Genomic DNA, 18113 nt, shown 5'->3' with positions numbered 1-18113 from the left:
CCGGGCGGAGGCGCTGTGCTCAGCCCGCCTTGCGGGCGCGCAGCAGGAAGCCGTCCAGCGGCAGCGGCGTGGTCCTGGTCAGCTCGAAACCCGCTGCGGCCAGTAGGGATCGGTAGTGCGACTCGGTGCGTTCGCGGCCGCCCACGTTGCACAGCATGTGGATGTCCCAGGGCACCGCGAGCGAATCGGTCGGCCCGGCCTCGGGCAACAGCCGTTCGATGATCATCAGCTCCGCGTGCTCGGGCATGGCCGCCGCACAGATGGCCAGGATCTCCTGGCAGCGGGCGTCATCCCAGTCGTGCAGCACCCGGGAGAGCAGGTAGACGTCACCGCCTGCGGGCACGGTCTTGGTGAAGTCGCCGGGCACCAGGGTGACCCGCTCGGCCACCGGCTCCAACGTCGGACCGGCGGTGACCAGGGCGCTGGGGAGGTCGAACAGGATGCCGTGGGCGGTGGGGTTGGCGGTCAGCACGCGGGCGAGCAGTTCGCCGTTGCCGCCGGCGATGTCGATCACGGTGCCCGCGGCGGTGAAGTCGACCTGGCGGGTGAGTTCGCCGAACATCGCGTTGCTGGCCGCCATGGACTGGTGGAACAGCCCGGCCAGTTCGGGATCGCCTGCCAGGTGGGTGAAGTGGTGCGCGCCGAAGACCTTGGCGAAGGACTCCTCGCCGGTGCGCACGGCCTCGGTCAGCGCGCCGAACGATCGGTAGAAAGGCCCGCCGTACATCCGGGCGAGGGAGTGCATCGACCCGTCGACTTCGGTGCGCAGCAGTTCGCCCAGCTCGGTCAGCGCGTAGCCGGTGGGCACCGTGCGCACCACGCCGAGGGTGGTCAGGTAGCGCAGCAGCCTGCCGAGGCTGTCCTGGTGCGTGCCGGTGGCCGTGGCCAGTGCGGGCACCGCGGCGGTACCGACCAGGTGGTCGGGCAGGCCGAGTTCGACCGCGGCGGCGATGGCCTGGGTGGCCCAGGCGCCGGTGAGCAGGCGCAGCAGGCCCAGACCGGGTGCGGATTCGCGCAGGTGCGCGGCCAGCAGCGGCTGGACATCGCCGGTGGAGATCAGTTCCAGGCGGCGGAAGGCCGGGTTCGGGTGCTGGGCGTCCCGGAAGTAGAGCACCGTGCAGTTCTCGTGCCGGTTGTAGCCGCCGCCGTCGGGCCGCAGGTGCGCGGCGACGATGCGCTGCACCCCGGCGAGCAGCACCGGATCGGCCGCAGGCACGGCCAGCGCGACGTGGTTCTCCCGGCCGTGGCGGCGTTCGTCGGTGGCCAGATGCGCCAGTTCCGGCGGGGTGGCCATGGCGAAGATCTCCAGCTCGCGCGGCTGTCCGGCGGCATCGGTGACCGGGGCGCGCAGGATGCCGACCTGGAGTTCGGCGGCGGGCACCCCGTAGCGGCGGCTGAGCCGGTCGCGGACCACCACGCTGGGGGTCATCGCACCCACGTCGAGGCCGTGGTGGGCCAGCTCCTCGCGCAGCCCGTCCAGGGTGGCGGGGAAGATCAGCACGGCGGCGTGCGCGAAGCGGGTCCGGCCGGCCAGCGCGGCGCGTTCGGCCGGCGGCAGCGTGGGCATCGCCGCGGCCAGCACCGACTCGGTGTCGTTGGCGCGCACCAGTTCCAGGGTTGTTCGCAGACGGGTGCGGTCTGCCCCGGCCAGAATGGGGGCGAGGGTCGAGGTCATGTGTGCTCCAGCGGTGTCAGATGCCGACGTAGTTCTCGGCGAAGAAGTCCTGGTGGGCGCGGGAATCCCGCAGGCTGTCGAGCCGGGCGCGGCACAGCGCGCGCTGGAAGTCCGCCGCCGGATCGGCGCCGAGCGGACCGTGCAACAAGTTGATCATCCAGTGCGAGAACTCCTGCGCCCGCCAGATCCGGGGCAGGCAGGTGCGGGAGTAGGCGGCCAGCGCGCGTTCGTCATCGCGAAGCAGCGCGTCGGCCAGGGCCCCGGCCAGCACCTCGGCGGCCATGATCGCCAGGTTGGCGCCCTTGGCCGCGGACGGGCTGATCAGGCTGGCCGCGTCCCCGGCCAGGAACAGCCGGGCGTGCTGAAGCGGATCCAGGACGTCGGAACGCAGCCGGACCGGTTGACGCTCGGTGATCGGACCCTGCCGCAGCGGGCCGAACTCCTCGGTCCGCATCCGGACGCCGAGTTCGGCCCAGATCCGCTCGTCCGGCCACGCCGCCGGGGTGTCCGTCGGCGGGATCTGCAGGTAGTAGCGGGTGACCTCGGGACTGCGCGCCATGTGACCGGCGAAACCGTTGTCGTGCAAGGCATAGGTGACCGCCGCCATGCTCTGCGGCGCCTGGGCCAGCACGGCCAGCCAGGTGATGCCGTGATCGCGGGTGTGCCGGGAGACCGAGGCCGCCGCCACGGCCTGCCGGGTCACGCCGTTGCCGCCGTCACAGCCCGCGAGGAACCGGCCGGCGACCTCCCCATCACCCTGGGCGTCGCGGTAACGGACAGTAGCCGTCTGCGGGTCGACCTCGGTGACCGTGGCGCCGAATCGGAGTTCGCCGCCACGGCTCAGGTATTCGCTGATCAGATCGGTTACCAGGTGCTGTTGCGGGTAAACGGTGTGCACCTCGCCGCGGCCCAGTTGGCCGTAACGGAGAGTAAATTCACCGTTCGCATCCCGAAACGCGCAAACGTCGTGCGATCGCCCATTCCGGAGCATTCCGGCGGCTAACCCGTGCTCGGTGAGCACCCGGGCGCTGTGTGCGCTGAGGAATCCGGCCCTGGCCCGGGTCCACACCTGGTCCCGGCTGGCCCTTTCCAGAATGAGCGTGTCAATTCCACTGGCACGTAACAGGTTGCCCAGCACGAGCCCGGATGGACCCGCGCCGACAATGACCACGGCCCGTTGCTTGGCCACGTTTCGCCGCTCCCTTATTCGCCGATGTGCGCGAGCAAGTTAGCAGGGCGGAATTGCGGATGATCATCGGGTATTGGCTGTTAAACGTGTCTCGCTGGATGATCATCCGAATGGGTTTAGATGATCACCGAAATAGGTGACGGCTTGAATGCGGCGTCGGCTGGAAGTCACTGCTTCCTGATATCGGCCGGGGTGCCGCCGGTCAGTTCCACCAGCTCGGCGAAAGTCGTGGCGAACAGGGTGTGCCGGGCGCCGCCGCCCGCCCACAGCTCCGGGTGACCGGCCAGGGTCACGTCGATCAGCGTGGGCAGCGGGGCCGGGTGCCCGATCGGCGCGACGCCGCCGACCGGCTGGCCGGTGGCCGCCAGCACCACCTCGGGATCGGCCCGCCTGAGCTTGGCCACGCCGAACTCGGCGGCGGCCTTGCGCAGGTCGACCCGGTGCGCGCCACTGCTGACAATGAGCACCGGGCCGTGGTCGCCGACGAACACCAGGCTGTTGGCCACCGCACCCACCGGACAGCCGACCAGCTCCGCGGCGGCCGCGGCGGTGGGCACGTCCTCGGGCAGGGTGACGATCTTGGCGGCGCGCGGCAATCCACTCAACGCGGTCTCGACCCGGCGCACGGCGTCCTGCATGGCGACCCCTTTCCGTTGTGCGCGCAGGCTAATGGGCGCGGGGTTGCCGGGGGAATCTGTTTTTCCGGTCCACAGTGGAACAGGGGCCGAGGTGACCGGCCCCTGTTCCACCCGGATCAGCCGATCTCGTACGCCTTGAGCACTGTCTGCTCGACTGCGTTGCCCTCGCCGTCGGATGCCCTGGCCCGCAAGGACACGAACCCGCTGGCCGGGTTGCGCACGGTTACCGACCAACCGGTCGGGACCGGTTCGACCTTGGCCTGCTGCCAGGTCGCGCCGTCGTCGACCGAGTAGTCCACGGTCAGGCTGGTGGCCTTGGCCGGGCCGTCCTGGCGGGGCACCGTGACCGGGATGACGAAGTCCTGGCTACCCGGCGCCAGGTTGTGGATGTTCACCGGCGGGGCGTAGCGGACGGTGAACAGGGGCAGCGCGCCGCTGCTGGGGCTGCGGAAGGTCCAGGCCGACTGGATCTTCGTGGACGTGCGCCACCACTGCGCGGTCCTGGTCACCTCGGCTTCCAGGCGGTACTCCCGGGCCTGGCCGCGCAGGAACACGCCTCGGCCCGGTTCGTGGTGCCGACCCAGTTCCTTGCCGTCGCCGTAGAGGGTCATCGAGCCCGTGTCATAACCCCACGCGGGCTGCACCACCCTGGGATGTCCGGCGGCGTCGGTGAACCAGGGCACGGTCACGTCGATCAGGTTGCCCGTGGCCCAGGCCCACGGGTGGTTCTCGCCGAGTTCGTTGCTGGTGGTGCCGGTGAATCCGGGGCCGGCGACCGCCTTGTTCCACTCCTGCCGGTAGGACTTGCCACCCTCCAGCCGCACCTTGGCCACCAGGTCGCCAGAGGCGTGGTAAACGCCGCTGACGTTGATCTCCCAGTCGCCGGGGGTGAAGTGCTCGACCCGTTCGCCGGAGCTGATCGCCTGGTTGTGCACGTTGACGCCGATCCGGCCGCCGAAGGCGGAGACGTAGGAGCCGACGATGGCCGGATCGTCCGCGCGGAAACCGTGGTAGGCCATGGTGACCGCGGCCAGGTCGGCGGTCTTGACCGGGTAGTCCAGCTTGGCCGGGACCTTGCCGGGGGAGGGGAAGGCCAGTTCGTAGCGGTACCTGCTGGCCGTGCGGGTGATCAGTGACATCGGGCCGCCGGTCTTGGCGTACTCGGCGACCCTGGCCACCGAGGCGCCGTAGACCTTGATCGAGGGCAGCACCACCGGGTTCTCATCGCTGTCGCGCTTCGCCCCGGCACGGAAGGGCGCTTCGTCGGTGGGGTAGAGCACCGTGGCCACGCCCCCGGCGGCCTTGACGTTGCGGATCCGTTGGTACACCTCGTCATAGCTGATCGCGCCGAACCCGAGGACCACGATCTTGCCCTTGGCGTCGACCTTGGCCAGCTCCTCGACCGTGCCGCCACCGGCGTGCACGCTGGGCAGCTTCAGGTTGATCGCCTCCCGGGTGGCCCCGCGCAACCAGCCCGCGTACAGCTCGCTCCGGCGCGGGCCCTTGGTGAACAGCTCGACGTCCGGCTCCTCCAGTCGCTGGTTGTTGGCGTAGGCGAAATCGGGCGAGCTGACCCCGGGCGGGGACCAGCTGTACAGCTCGCTGAACCGGGTGCTGAGCCCGTAGCCCCCGCCGAACATCTGCCCGGTTTTCTTGTCCCGGCTGAACATCTGCGAGACCCAGTAGCCGCCCCTGGCCGCTGGCTGGTCGGTGCTGATCCTGACCTGTTTGGCCTGCCTCGCGTCGAAGTTCAGCGTGGTGGCCTTGCCGATGCGCAGTTCCAGGTTGGCGAAGGTGGTGATGCTCGGCTCCGCGCCGGGGCGTGGGGTGTGCACCGAACCTTCCATCCGGTAGGTGCCCGGCGGGACCCGGGTGGTGCCGCTGAACGGGATTGGGTAGTACTGGCCATCGGCCAGGTTATTCAGCGAGAGCCTGCCCTGGTCCTCCGGCGTGGCGAGTTTGCCGTCCCGGCGCAGGATCCGGGCGTTGACGTCGTAGTGCTCGCCCTCCTCGTTCGCGCCGATCAGGGTGCGCAGGGTGGCGCCGCCGCCGGTGGCGGTGAGGGTGCCGGTGTAGTTGCCCGCCTTGGCCGCACGCGGGGTGAATCCGAGGGTGACGCCGGCCTGGCCGCCCGCGGGGACGGTCACCGTGTCCGCGGAGAGCTTGACTGGGCTGGCGGATCCGGGGACGCCGGTGAGGTCGAGTGTGAGGTTGAGCGTCACCGGGGTACTGCCGGTGTTGGTGTAGGTGACGGTGCGGTTTTCCGTTGCGGTGCCGGGCCATTTGAGGAACACGTTGTGCGCGCTCGGATTCGCGTGCACCGTGGCGGTGGCGGCCCTGCCCACGTCCAGTCGCCCGGCGCCCACCTCGAACACACCGTGCTCCGGCACCGGGTTCGCGGTGGCCACGAGCGCCGCCTTGAGCTGCTCGGCGGTCCAGTCCGGGTGCTGCTGGGCCAGGATCGCCGCGCCACCGGCCACGTGCGGGGTGGCCATGGAGGTGCCGGATGCCTTGGTGTAGCGGTCATTCACCGGCTCGCCGAGGCCGGTGCCGCTCGCCCGCGCGGCCACGATGTCACTGCCGGGGGCGGAGATTTCCGGCTTGACCGCGCCGTCCCCGTCCCGCGGGCCCATGCCGGAGAACGGCGAGCGGACGCCGGATTTGGTCAGGCTGCCCACGCTCAGCGCGAGGTCGGCGGTGGACGGACTGGCCACCCAGCCCGGGTAGCCTTGATTGCCCGCGGCCGCCACGAACAGCGTGTTGTGCTTGCGGGACAACGTGTTGACCGCCTGCGACATCGGGTCGGTGCCGTCGGTCGGGTCGCCGCCCAGGCTCAGGTTGATCATCTTGGCCTTGACCTCGGCCGCCGCCCAGGTCATCCCCGCGATGATGTCGGCGAAACTGCCCTGGCCGTAGTCGTTGAGCACCTTGCCCACGGCCAGGTCCGCCTCGGGCGCGACGCCCTGGTACTTGCCGCCCTCGGCCGCGCCGGAGCCGACCGCGGTGGCGGCCACGTGAGTGCCGTGCCCGTTGCCGTCCTTGACGTTGCCCTTGCCGCTGAAGTCCTTGCTGTGCTTGACCTTCCCGGCCACATCCGGGTGCCTGTCGTCGATCCCGGTGTCCAGCACCGCGACGGTCACCCCCTTGCCGGTGTGCCCGCCCCGCCACGCCACCGGCGCGCCGACCTGGCCGACACTGGTGTCCAGCGCGGCGGACACCTTGCCGTTGAGCCAGATCTTGCGCAGCCCACCGGCGAAGGAGGCCGGACCGGAGCGGGTGAGGTCGTGCCAGAACTCGGCCGCGCGCTCCTTCTGCTGCTCCACCGCCGCCAGGTTCACCTCCGGCAACTCCCGCCGCACGGTCACCCCGGCCAGCGCTGCCGCCCCGCGGGCCGCCGCCTCCGGGTACTCCACCAGCAACGGCAGCTGCTTGCTGCGCGCGTCGTCGAAGCCCTGCCGGATCAGCCCGGTGATGTTGAACAGCTCGCGGTCCAGGCGGCCCTCGGCCAGCGGCCGTTCCGCGCTCGATGGCACCAGGTAGGAGTCGGTGCGACCGTTACGAGTGACCGGGAACTGCCGGAACCCGATCGCCGCGCCCTCCCGCCCCGCCTCGATGGCGAGGTTCCAGGCCCCGTTGGCGCCCGGGCGCGCCTGGACCCGGTCGCCGGTGATCAGGGTGACCTGGTGCGTGCTGCCCGCGCCGGGTGCGGCGGCCGGTGCGGCGGCGGCCGGTGGCAGCGCCGCCAGGGTGGCGCTCGCGGTGGCCAGTGCCAGCAGTCCGGCCAGTAGCCGTGGTCTTCGGCTCATCAATGGAACCCCCTCAGTGCGAAACCGGGGCACACGAAGGCGGCCCCTGCCTGAGTTCTGTCCGGCACCCGGTGAGAGTTCCCCTCGATCACTCGTTCGGCCGAAGCAAGCCCCCACCCGCATCGTGTTGGCCGTTGTCGTACGGTGTGTTGGCCGTTGTGGACGGTGTGTTGGCCGATGGGTGTACCAGTTCGGCCAAGACTGTGTACGACAACGGCCAACACGCCGGCGAGGTACGGGGTGGTTCAGCCCACTGGGCGGCTGCTGATCCGGAATCCGCCGGAGAGGACCCGCTGTTCTGGCGCGGGCGCCAGGCACTTCGGCAGCTTGTCGGCGTCAACCGGGCCGGTGGTCCAGCCGCGGGCGGGTTCGCCGCCACCACCGCTGTGCAGACTGAAGCCGATCCGCTTGCCGCGCCAGTCGGCGATCTGCTCGTGGGTGTCCTTGACGATCACCGACACGGTCGCCGACCGGCCGCCCGCGGAGGCGCAGTCCACCTCGCCGAGCGCCCACAGGGTGATGTTCTCCTTGGCGAAGTAGTGCGAGAGCCGCACGGTGCCCCAGGCCCGTTCCGGCTCCGGCTGGCCCGGTACCCGCAGCGCGTGCGCGTCCAGCTTGATCCGCACGTCGTCGGCCTTGGTGAAGTACTCCAGCCGGGCGTTCCCGGTCACGCTGACCTCCCGCTTCGGCAGCTCCGGCGACGCGGCCTGCGCCGAACCCGCGGTGAGCGCGAGCGCCGTCACCGCGATCGAGACTCCCAGCACCCGTGTTGACCTGTGCACAACAACCTCCCCAGGCAGGTGGGCCGGTTCGCCCACACCAGGACGATCTCCGGCCCGGCCCGGGGTCGCCTCCCACCCGCGGGGGACCGGTGGCGCCGGGCGGGGGAGCCCGGCTCCACCGCGGGTGGGAGGGCTCAGCCGGGCAGCCGGGTCCAGGCGCCGGTCAGCTCGGGCAGGTACACCACCGACGGGGTGGCCCTGGCCTCGGCGGCCAGCCGGTCGTTGAGTGTGGCCGGATCGATCTCGCCTGGCGCCAGGATGCCGACCCGTTCGGCGAAGGGGAGCACGCTGATCAGGGTGTCCCCCAACAGGATCGCGGCCTGCTCGGCCGCCTCGGAGGTGGCCGGGGCGCGCACCGCGACCCGTGGATCGGGCAGCCCGGCCTGGCCGAACAGGCTGAACAACTGCTCGCCGATGTCCGGGACCCGGCCCATGGTGCGCAGGCTCTCGATGATCAGCCCGATGCTGCGGTTGAGCAGTGGCAGTGCGGGCGCGGACCGGGCGCGAGTGGTGTTGAAGTCCTGGAAGGACACGATCCCGCCCGGCCGCACCAGCGCCGCACTGGCCTTGATCGCGGCGACCGGATCGGGCACGTGCAACAGGATCAGCCGCCCGACCGCGGCGTCGAATCGTTGCGCCAGGCCAAGATCCGGCAGTTCGGCCTGCTGGAAGGCGACATTGGCCAGGCCCAGCGCACCCGCGCGCTCCCTGGCCGCCGCGAGCACGCCGGCGTCCGCGTCCACCCCGGTCACCGAGCCGGTGGGGCCGACGATCCGGGCCAGCTGGAAGGTCACATCGCCCGCGCCGCAACCGACATCGAGCACGTGCATGCCCTCGGCGATCCCGGCCGCGCGCAGCAGCTGGTCAGTGAATTCGGCGTAGAAGCGGGCCTGGGTCGCCAGGCGGCGGGTTTCCTCGGCGGAGTGCGCCAGGACATAGGTCTGCTCGCTCATGGTGGTGTCTCCTAGTCCGCGATCCGCAGTGAAACCGGGCCGTGCAGGGTGGTCTGGCAGGCCAGGCGGCAGTCGGCCGATTCGGCCAGGATGTCCAGCACCGCCTGCTCATCGGGTGCGATCGGACTCAGATTCCCCGCCCCGTCCAGGATCTGGACCAGGCAGGCGCCGCATTGCGCCGCGCGGCAACCGAAAACCACCGGAGTGTCCTGGCTGTCGCAGAGTTCCTGCATGCTCGTGCCGGGCCGCACGGCGAAGCGGGTCCCGGCGATCTCCACCGCGATCACGGCCGCACCCCGCGACTGGCCGCGGCGGCCGGGCTGTCCGGCGCCGCGGCGGCGGCGAGGTCACCGGCCGCGGTCGTGTCCACCACCAGCGCGGCCATCTCGTCCATGAACTGCTCGTAGTTCTTCTCCGCGCTGCCGAACACCCGGCCGGTGGTGGTGCCGCCCTTGATGGCCTGCCCGCCCAGGTGCCGGTGCATCTGGCGGAACAGCGCGAACAGGTCCACACAGGACCGGTATGCCTTGTCCAGCGCGGCATCCCCGGATTCACGCACCCAGGTCTTGAGCACCGGCTGATGGTCGTAGATCATCCGGAAGAACGCCTGCCAGTCCTCGGGCACGAAGCGCAGGTTGTTGGCGCGGGCGGCGATCACGTCCGGATGGCTGAAGTTGACGTGGAAGAGCGCGTCCAGCATGAGCAGGAACGGCAACTGGTACCCCGAGGCCACCCCGGTCACCTCGTCCTCGATCCAGCCGCAGGTGACCTGGATCCGCCGGAACTCGTCCGGATCGATCAGCGGGATCAGCCGCTTGGTGACCATGAAGACGTTGCGCAGCGCGGCCTGCACCCTGCGCAACGCCTCGGTGGCCCCGGCCCGGTCGTCGACCTTCGCGCACTCCAGCGCGTGACAACCCCAGCCGTAGATCGGCGCCCCGAACGCCTCCACCGCGAAGAACGCCCGGTAGAGGTCCAGTTCACTCTGGTTGCCGTGGTTGAGCCAGAACGCGGGCCGCATCCGGTCCAGTGCGGTGATGTCCTGGTAGGTCAACGCTTCGCCACCGGAGACGCCGTCGAGTTCCCAGGCCAGCATGGTCATCACGATCTGGTTGAACCGCGGGATCGTCCCGGCCGTGTTAGAGGTCGAGACCACTAGTTCGGCCAGCGGTGCGGGCATCGTGCTCGGGCCGCTGGCGGGCTCGTCCTCGGGACTGCCCTGCCGCCACAGGTGGTTGAGGTAGATCAACGGCACCAGGAGCAGTTCCGCTCGCGCCACGGGCAGTTCGGCCGCCTGGCGTAACAGGGTTGCCGCCGAAGGAAGGGCGGCGGCCTGCGTGCTGAGCCAGTCCCGGAAGGCGGTGGCGTCCCGCCGCTGGTACTCGGCCGCCGCCGCCCGGCACAGCTCCGGGATCGCCTGTAACGGGCCGGGGAAACGGAAATCCGGCGCCCGATCGGTCAGGAACCCGGTCTGGGTGCAGGCCAGGGTGCCCAGCGATCGCAACGGTCCCAACAGGTGGAAGTCCGCCGGTGGCTGGTCGCTGAAGGTCGACGCACGCCGGGTGCCCGGGACGTCGAACAACGGCACAGCGGTAGGTGTAGCCAACATGATCTCCCCCAGAGATTGTCAGAAGCTACCTGTACATCCGCGCTGCCGGGATCCTGCATGCCGGAGGTGACCGCCGTGGCGTTTGCGCCGAATGGGCGTCCGGCCGTGGCCGAATCGTTGCCTGAGAACGCGGTGGAACTGTTCGAGCCACCGGTCCGACTACTGGGGGAAGTCCCTTCCACCGCTAAGGAAGCCGGATGACCGCGAACCAGCTCACCGCGACGACCCCCGCGCCGCCCGCGAGTCAGTCGCGCACGCTGCGCCCCCTGTTGCTACGCCTGCACTTCTACGCCGGTGTCCTCATTGGACCTTTCCTCCTGATCGCCGCTTTCACCGGGTTGCTCTACGTGTTCACCCCGCAACTGGAACGCGTGGTGCACAGCCAGGAACTCTTCGTCACCCCCGCCGGAGCCGCACAATCCCTGTCCCAGCAGATCGCCGCCGCCAAAGCGGCCCTGCCCGAGGCGACCCTGGTCCGGGTCCGTCCCGGCACGACCGAGACGGACAGCACCCAGATCATCTTCAGCCGGGCAGGCCTGGCGCCCAGCCACTGGCTCACCGCCTACGTCGACCCCTACACCGCCCAGGTCCGCGGCACCCTGGAAACCTACGGCTCCAGCCAGTCCACCCCGATCCGCACCTGGGTGGACGAGTTGCACCGCAGCCTGCACCTGGGCGATGCCGGCCGCCTGTACAGCGAACTGGCCGCGAGCTGGCTCTGGCTGGTGGTGCTGGGCGGCCTGATCCTGTGGTGGCAACGCCAGCGCACCCGCCGCAGGCGCCTGCTGCTGGTGGACCGCAAGCTCCGCGGCCGCCGCGGCCTGCTGTCCTGGCACGCCGTCCTGGGCACCTGGATCGCGCTGCCGCTGCTGTTCCTGTCCGTCACCGGCCTGACCTGGTCCGAGTACGGCGGCGAGAGCATCGCCGATCTCCGCAAAGCCCTGTCCTGGCAAACCCCAACCCTGTCCGCCAGCCTGTCCGAACACTCCGCGCACGGCTCACACCAGCAACCCACCGGCACCCCCGGCCCGGACGCGGGTCCGGACCGGATCCTGGCCACCGCCCGCCAGTCCGGCCTGGACGGCCCGGTCGAGATCACCCTGCCCTCGGGGGCCGGAAAGGCATACCTGGTCAAGCAGATCAAGGGCAGCTGGCCGCAGAAACAAGACGCCATGGCCCTGGACCCCGCCACCGCCCAACCCCTGGAAACCCTGCGCTTCCAGGACTTCCCACTGGGCGCCAAACTCGCCCGCTGGGGCATCGACGGCCATATGGGCGTCCTGTTCGGCCTGCCGAATCAGCTCCTGCTCGCCGCGGTCTGCCTGAGCCTGATCGCGATGATCCTGTGGGGCTACCGGATGTGGTGGCACCGTCGGCCGACCAGAGATCGTTTCTCGCTGGGCAAGCCGTTTCCGCGCGGTGGCTGGCGGGCCGTGCATCCGGTGGCGCTGACGGCTTTGGCGGTGGGGGCGGTGCTGGTGATGTGGCAGCTGCCGGTGTTTGGGGTGTCGCTGCTGGGGTTCCTGGCGGTGGACCTGGTGCTGGCCTGGCGAGCCCGTCGACGGGGCGGGCTGGTTGTGCGGGGTGAGGAACTCATGCCGAAGTGATGTCGGGTGGTACTGGCCATGGGTCCGGCGTGGGTGACAGCGTCGGGTCCATGGCCAGGCCAGAACGTCCGATCCACGCTGCCGCCGGTCCGGTGCAACGGTTCGCGCTGGAACTGCGCGAACTCCGGCGACAGGCGGGCAACCCGCCGTACCGGCTGCTCGCCGAACGCGCCCGGTTCTCCCGGGCGGTGCTCGCCGACGCGGCCCGCGGTCACCGCAAGCCCACGCTCCCGGTGACCCTGGCCTACGCCAAAGCCTGCGGTGCGGACCCGGCGGTCTGGGCGACCCGGTGGCGACTGCTGACCGTGGAACTGGCCCAGGGGCCGGATCTGGGGGCGTCGGCCAACACCCTGGCCGAGCTGCGGCGCGGAGTGGACGCCTTCATCGTGGACTTCTTCACCCGGCGGCAGGTTTCCGCCCGCGAGTGAACCTGCCCAGTGCGGCGCGGACTTCATCCACCCGCAGCAGCACCATCGTCCCGGCCGCGCCCAGCAGGCCAAGGCCACCACCGGCGATCAGCCAGATCCACGCGCCCAGGGCGTGTTCCGGACCGCCTGGCACGAACGCGACCACCGCCAGTCGCACCAGCCAGCCAATGCCGGCTGCGCACCCGGTCGCGACCACGATCGCCCCGTAGTTCCGCAGGCCGCGCCTGCCCCGCCGAGGACCCAACCGTCGCCGCAGCAACAGCCCGCCCGCGACGGCGCCCACGACAAAGCTCACCGCGTTGGCGAAAGCCAGGCCATGGACGACCTCCCTGGCGGGGAGCAGGTCGGCGGCCAGCAGGCACAGCGGGATCTTGACCGCGACCATGAGCAGGTTGATCACCGTTGGGGTGCGGGCGTTGTTCATCGCGTAGCAGACGCGTGACTGGAGCATGGTCAGGGCGAAGGGCAGCAGCCCGAACGCCGAGGCGGTGATCGCGAACCCGAGCCGGTCCGCGTCCGCGCTGCCTTCGCCAACGCTGAACAGGGCCACCCCGATCGCCGGGCCGAGCACCGTGAGCAGACCGCTGACCGGACCCAGCATGGCCGCCGACAACCGGCTGCCCAGTGTCAGGTCGTCGGCGAGCGCCCGCCGATCGTTGCTCGCCGCCGCGTGGCTCATCCTGGGCAGCAACGCGGTCAGCAGGGACACACCGAGCACGCCGTAGGGCATCTGCACCAGCAGCCAGGCGTAGGTGTAGACGGAGATGCCACCGGCGGCCGTCGCGGTGGCCACCCGGCTGATCACCAGGTAGCCGAGCTGACTCAGCGCGACGTAGCCGAGCACCCACAGTGCCAGCCCGCCGAACTCGGTGAGCCTGCGATCCCAGCCCCAGCGCCAGCGCAGCCGGAAACCACTGCGCCGCGACGACGGGAGCAGCATCCCGGCCTGCACGAGGATGCCGAGGGTGGTGCCGAGTCCGAGGACGAGCAGCTTCGGGTTGGTCAGCTGCACCGGATTGGTGGCGATCTGGCCGGGCAGTAGGTAGTAGAGGCCGATGGTCGCGATCAGCACCAGGTTGTTCAGCACCGGGGCCCACGCGGGCGGCCCGAACACACCACGGGTGTTGAGCACGGCGCTGAACATGGCGAACAGGCCGTAGCACACGATCTGTGGCAACAACAGGTAGGCGAACGCGGTGACCAGCGCCGGATTGGCGGTGCCGCCGGTGTTGCCCACGAACGGCGCGGTCAGCACCGGGGCGAGGCACACGGCCAGCACCGTGATGACGGTCAGCATGGTGATCCCGACCGTCATCAGGCGCTGGACGTATGCCTCGCCGCCATCGGCGTCCTGGGCCCTGGCGCGGACCAGCACCGGCACCACGACACTGGTGAGCACGCCGCCGAGCAACAACTCGTAGACGATGTTGGGCAGGGTGTTGGCCACCGTGTAGGAGTCGTTGACCGCGTTCGCGCTCAGCCCGACCACCCAGGCCAGCGACAGTTTGGCGAGGAAGCCGGTGACCCGGCTGATCAGCGTCGCCACCGCCATGGAACCGGTTGCCTTGGCCAGGGATGGCGTGGTCCGGGTTGAGTTCATCGCCGCCTCCGCGGTCATGCTGACTCCGCGAATGCTCGTACCGGCCGGGGTTGTCCACCACCTCCCGCGGACAACCCCGGACAACGTCAGCCGGACTCGTCAGGCCCGATCCCGTTACCCAGTACCAGATACCGCTCAGCGAACTCCGCGATCTCGGTCAGCAAAGCCTCCCGGTCCGCAGCCACCGGCAGCAACCCGGCGAAAACCTGCCCGAACCGCACCCCCGGCACCACCGCCACCCTGGCCACCAGCTCGTCGAAGTCCTGGGGCAGCACCGCGCCCGCCGGGCGGGGGACCAGTCTGCACAGGTTTTCCAGCGCGTCGCGGGCGGAGTCGTGGCCGGTGGTGTGCCAGAGCAGGGTGGCGGCGAGCAGGTGGGCGATGGCGGTGGCGGGTTTGCGGTTGGCCGCGCTCAGGTGGCCGGCCAGGTTGTGGTGGCAGACGGCGATGCTGTGCACTTCGGCGCGCTGGTAGACGTAGCGTAGCGCGAGTTGTTCCAGGTCGATGGCGCGTTCTGGTCTGCGGCGGGTGCGTTCCAGCTGGGCGCGGGCGCTGAAGACGCGGCCGAGCTGGGTGAGGTCGCCGAAGTCCTGGAAGACCTGCTGGCAGTGCCGGAGCAGGCGTTCGGCTTCCTTGCGGCGGCCCAGCCGGGCCAGCAGGGTGGCCTCGTTGAAGCGGGTGCTGGCCTGTTCGTGCCTGCCCGCGCCGCGTTGCCCTTCGCTGTGCTGGATGCGGCGGTTGAACGCCAGCGCGGCCGCCCAGTCCTCCTGACCGCGGGCGGCCCGGCAGGCGGCGTCCAGGACCAGTTCGAGCACCTGCCAGGGCGGGGCGCCGTTGGGTTCGGGTTCGAGGGTGTCCAGGTGGGCCAGCAGGGTGGTGGCGCGGTCCAGGGCCTCCTCGGAACGGCCCAGCAGAGCCAGGTTCTGCAGCAGGGAGGCTTCGCGGCCTGCTTCGGCCCAGGAGCCGGCGGGGGCGCCGGGCAGGCGGGACTGGGCCAGTTCGACCGCGTCGGTCAGGCGGCCGTGGTCGCGGGCCAGGTCGGCGAGCTGACCGGCGATGGCCGTGGCCATCTCGGACCGGCCCTGGGCGTCGGCCTGGACCAGCACCGCGCGCAGCCGGGTTTCCGCCCCGGCCGGGTCGATGGCGGTCAGTGTGATCGCGTGCACGGCCTCGCACAGCAACCGGTCTCGCGGGTCGAGTTCCTGGGCCAGGCACAGGTCCAGGTGGCCGAGCAATCGCAACGCGGTGCCCGGCGAACGGTCCCGGCCCAGCACGTGGTGCAGGATCTTGGCCACCTCGCCCCAGCGGGCCAGCCGGAGGAGGTACGGCACCGCGGCCAGGGCGGCGTGCACGACCTCGGTGGTCGAGGTGCCCTGGGTCTCCCGCTCCATCCGGTCCCGGCAGATCGCCTGCCACAGCGCGCCGATCAGATCGTCCAATGTGGACCGTTGCGCGGGTGGCACCTCGGACCGGATGGCCTCGGCGACGCCGGGATGCAGGGTGTAGCGGATGATCCGCCGGTCCGGTTCCGGGTGCACCAGGGCCGCATCGCGCAGCAGGGCAAGGGGTTCGGCCAGCGGCACGGCCTCGCCGGGTTCCCACAGCCGGGGCCAGAGCGCGGCCACGATCCCGGACTGCCGGTCGTCCTCTTCCAGGCAGGCCAGCAACTCCGCCAGTCGCCGGGCCGGTTCGGGCAGGTCGGCCAGGGTGCCGGTGGTCCAGGAAGTGAGGGCGCGCAGGAACTGGCCTGGGTCCAGGTCGGTGGATCCGGTGGCGAAGAAGGAATCCAGGGGTTCACCGCGGACCGTGGCCGCGGCGTGCGCGATGTCCAGGCGGTCGCGCAGCCGGTCCGGATCGGCCGCAGCGGCATCGGCCAGTTCCAGCAGACCGGGGTGGCCCTGCACCACGTTGATCACCTCGCGGACCAGTGCCCGCTGCCCGGAATCCCCGTCCAGCAACGCTTTCAGGTTGGGCAGCTCCCTGGCCAGCAACGCCGATTCGGCCAGCGACAGCGCGTGCACCGGCAGCACGGCCACCCGCTCGGCGCCCAGTCCGGCCGGGGTGACCCGGCTGGTCAGCACCACCCGGGACGCGCCGCGGTGTCCGGTGAGCACGTCCACCAGGTCCGTCCACTGTGGATCGCGCCAGGAGCCGTTGCGGGACAACAGGGTTTCCAGGTTGTCCAGGACCAGCAGCACGACCTCCTCGCGCAGCAGCGCGGCCAGCCGGGGCAGGAACTGCTGGAAGGTCGCGGCACTGCCCAGCGCCTCGGTCATCCGGAACCGGGGGAGTTGCGCTTCCAGGGCGTCCGCGAGCAGGCCCAGGGCCTCGCCCGGTGCGGTTTCCCGCTCCGGCGCCCGCCACCAGGCCAGGCCGCCGAACCCGTTCTCGTGCTGGTAGGCCAGTTCCACCGCGGCCGTGCTCTTGCCTGCCCCGGCCATGCCCAGCAACAGCACCCCGGTCCGGTCGCTACGCGGGGCGAGCGCGGTGCTGGCGTCGATCAGTAGCTGGGTGCGCCCGACGAAACGCGTTGGCTCATCAGGGAATCCGGGCATCCGCTGCCGGTAGGGATCCAGCTCCGGTTCCCGGTCCGGCGGGTTCAGCCGCAAGCCGATCCCGCCGGAGCCGAACAACGCCGGGGTGCCCACGGACAACGCGGGCCGGTCCGCGCAGACCCGGCCAGCGGCCACCGGCACCGCCAGGCCCACCGCCCGGTCCACCGGCAGGCCACCGAGTAGCCGCCGGTACAGCTCGCCGGTCAGGGTGATCGCGAACTCGTCCGAGACCGGGTACCGCATGCCCACCGCGGTCACCCCGAACGCCTCCACCAGCCCCACCGCCGGTCCGACCGTGGCCACGCCGTCGCCGGAGCGCCGGGAGAACCGCTCGGCCTGTTCGGCCAATCCCAGGCGATGCAAGGTTTCCGCCGCGGTCGCCGCGCCGGAGTGACAGGTGCCCAGCACCGCCAGTTTGAGCCGCCGCCGCGCCGGTCGCAGCAGCTCCACCAGATCCGCGGTGTGCACTGGATCGGCGGTGCCGTCGGCATGCTCCAGCAGCACCAGGCCGTGCTCGCCGTGCCCGGCCACGTGCAGCACGTCCCAGCCCGGCGACTCCTCGGCGAAGCCACGCAATCGTTCCCGGGTGACCCCGTACTGCACCACCCGGATGTGCACCGCTTTGCCGGTCTGCCTGGCCAGCAACCGCACCAAGTGGGCCAGTTCGTGGCGTTCCCGGCGCAGCGCGAGCACGGAGGTCCGCGAGGGCATGGAGAACAGGGCCAGGATCCGCAACTCGGCGCCGACCGGTTCCTTGCGCACCTGGCGTTCGCCCGGCCACCGGTAGACCAGCCGCACGCCGCGCCGGGCCAGGGACTCGCCGTCGACGTGGGCCAGTTCCAGGGGCCGGTCCAGCAGGAACGCGGCCCGCGCCGGCAGGTCCACCAGCACGGTGTCCAGATCGCTGTCCAGGATGGCGTGCCCGATGGCCTGGCCGAGCACCGCGACGCCCAGCCACTCGCCCAGCCAGTCGAGGATCTCCGCCTCGGCGGCCACCCGGTCATCGGGCGCGGCGTTGCGCCGTAGGTAGCCGTCGAGGTCGTCGAACGCCTCATGCTCCGCGCTCGCGGGATCGAGGTCCACCTCGTGGTCGGCGACCAGGTGGCCATCGGCGTCGGAGAGCAGCCAGCGCCAGCGGAGGTGGCTGGAGAGGTCGGCGGCGCGCAGGACCCAGGTAGTCACTCCGGGGGTGTCTGTCCTGGGGGCCGGAGCGTTTCGGGTGCGCAGGTCTCAGTTCGGCACACGCTCGACGGTTTTGTGTCCGATCACAA

Annotated in this window: 12 protein-coding genes; 2 read left to right on the top strand and 10 right to left on the bottom strand. The window is 70.9% G+C overall.

Going from position 1 to position 18113, the window contains the following annotated elements; genetic code table 11:
* Positions 1 to 19: 19 nt before the first annotated feature.
* The 8 genes from ACTOWY_RS07490 to ACTOWY_RS07455 form a co-directional block, all read right to left on the bottom strand.
* Positions 20 to 1675 carry a methyltransferase gene (locus ACTOWY_RS07490; RefSeq protein WP_441308876.1) on the bottom strand — a complete coding sequence of 552 codons (1656 nt, stop codon included), beginning with the start codon at positions 1673 to 1675 and terminating at the stop codon, positions 20 to 22.
* Positions 1676 to 1691: 16 nt separating this feature from the next.
* Positions 1692 to 2846 (bottom strand): 4-hydroxybenzoate 3-monooxygenase, encoded by a 1155-nt coding sequence (locus tag ACTOWY_RS07485; RefSeq protein ID WP_441309122.1) that lies wholly within the window; start codon positions 2844 to 2846, stop codon positions 1692 to 1694.
* 185 nt (positions 2847 to 3031) lie between these two features.
* Positions 3032 to 3502, bottom strand: a complete 471-nt coding sequence (locus ACTOWY_RS07480) for a YbaK/EbsC family protein (RefSeq protein WP_247765444.1) — start codon at positions 3500 to 3502, stop codon at positions 3032 to 3034.
* A 116-nt stretch (positions 3503 to 3618) separates the two neighbouring features.
* Positions 3619 to 7308 carry a S8 family serine peptidase gene (locus tag ACTOWY_RS07475; RefSeq protein ID WP_441308875.1) on the bottom strand — a complete coding sequence of 1230 codons (3690 nt, stop codon included), beginning with the start codon at positions 7306 to 7308 and terminating at the stop codon, positions 3619 to 3621.
* 245 nt (positions 7309 to 7553) lie between these two features.
* On the bottom strand, positions 7554 to 8090 hold the full coding sequence (locus ACTOWY_RS07470) for a hypothetical protein (RefSeq protein WP_441308874.1): 537 nt from the start codon (positions 8088 to 8090) through the stop codon (positions 7554 to 7556).
* Between the two features lie 134 nt (positions 8091 to 8224).
* Positions 8225 to 9043 (bottom strand): class I SAM-dependent methyltransferase, encoded by an 819-nt coding sequence (locus ACTOWY_RS07465; RefSeq protein ID WP_441308873.1) that lies wholly within the window; start codon positions 9041 to 9043, stop codon positions 8225 to 8227.
* A gap of 11 nt (positions 9044 to 9054) precedes the next feature.
* Positions 9055 to 9330, bottom strand: a complete 276-nt coding sequence (locus ACTOWY_RS07460; protein WP_441308872.1) for a 2Fe-2S iron-sulfur cluster-binding protein — start codon at positions 9328 to 9330, stop codon at positions 9055 to 9057.
* The gene (locus ACTOWY_RS07455; RefSeq protein ID WP_441308871.1) at positions 9327 to 10631 is read right to left on the bottom strand and encodes a hypothetical protein; all 1305 of its coding nucleotides are present in this window, start codon (positions 10629 to 10631) and stop codon (positions 9327 to 9329) included. The genes ACTOWY_RS07460 and ACTOWY_RS07455 overlap by 4 nt, the downstream gene beginning before the upstream one ends.
* A 218-nt stretch (positions 10632 to 10849) precedes the next feature.
* On the opposite strand from ACTOWY_RS07455, the gene ACTOWY_RS07450 reads away from it, so the two are divergent.
* Both ACTOWY_RS07450 and ACTOWY_RS07445 read left to right on the top strand, forming a co-directional pair.
* Positions 10850 to 12259 carry a PepSY-associated TM helix domain-containing protein gene (locus ACTOWY_RS07450; protein ID WP_441308870.1) on the top strand — a complete coding sequence of 470 codons (1410 nt, stop codon included), beginning with the start codon at positions 10850 to 10852 and terminating at the stop codon, positions 12257 to 12259.
* A gap of 50 nt (positions 12260 to 12309) precedes the next feature.
* Complete coding sequence (locus ACTOWY_RS07445; protein WP_441308869.1) at positions 12310 to 12687, top strand: helix-turn-helix domain-containing protein; 378 nt, start codon at positions 12310 to 12312, stop codon at positions 12685 to 12687.
* Here the strand turns inward: ACTOWY_RS07445 and murJ are convergent.
* The gene (gene murJ, locus ACTOWY_RS07440; protein WP_441308868.1) at positions 12656 to 14305 is read right to left on the bottom strand and encodes a murein biosynthesis integral membrane protein MurJ; all 1650 of its coding nucleotides are present in this window, start codon (positions 14303 to 14305) and stop codon (positions 12656 to 12658) included. The genes ACTOWY_RS07445 and murJ overlap by 32 nt on opposite strands.
* A 68-nt stretch (positions 14306 to 14373) precedes the next feature.
* Complete coding sequence (locus ACTOWY_RS07435) at positions 14374 to 18024, bottom strand: CHAT domain-containing protein (protein ID WP_441308867.1); 3651 nt, start codon at positions 18022 to 18024, stop codon at positions 14374 to 14376.
* Between the last annotated feature and the right edge of the window lie 89 nt (positions 18025 to 18113).

The organism is Crossiella sp. CA198, assembly GCF_052078295.1.
Classification (GTDB): domain Bacteria; phylum Actinomycetota; class Actinomycetes; order Mycobacteriales; family Pseudonocardiaceae; genus Crossiella.
This window is presented reverse-complemented; position numbering and strand designations above follow the sequence as displayed.

Coding starts and splice junctions, on each gene's coding strand:
- ACTOWY_RS07490 (WP_441308876.1), bottom strand. CDS start 1,675: ATGACCTCGACCCTCGCCCCCATTCTGGCCGGGGCAGACCGCACCCGT.
- ACTOWY_RS07480 (WP_247765444.1), bottom strand. CDS start 3,502: ATGCAGGACGCCGTGCGCCGGGTCGAGACCGCGTTGAGTGGATTGCCG.
- ACTOWY_RS07475 (WP_441308875.1), bottom strand. CDS start 7,308: ATGAGCCGAAGACCACGGCTACTGGCCGGACTGCTGGCACTGGCCACC.
- ACTOWY_RS07465 (WP_441308873.1), bottom strand. CDS start 9,043: ATGAGCGAGCAGACCTATGTCCTGGCGCACTCCGCCGAGGAAACCCGC.
- ACTOWY_RS07450 (WP_441308870.1), top strand. CDS start 10,850: ATGACCGCGAACCAGCTCACCGCGACGACCCCCGCGCCGCCCGCGAGT.
- ACTOWY_RS07445 (WP_441308869.1), top strand. CDS start 12,310: ATGGCCAGGCCAGAACGTCCGATCCACGCTGCCGCCGGTCCGGTGCAA.
- murJ (WP_441308868.1), bottom strand. CDS start 14,305: ATGACCGCGGAGGCGGCGATGAACTCAACCCGGACCACGCCATCCCTG.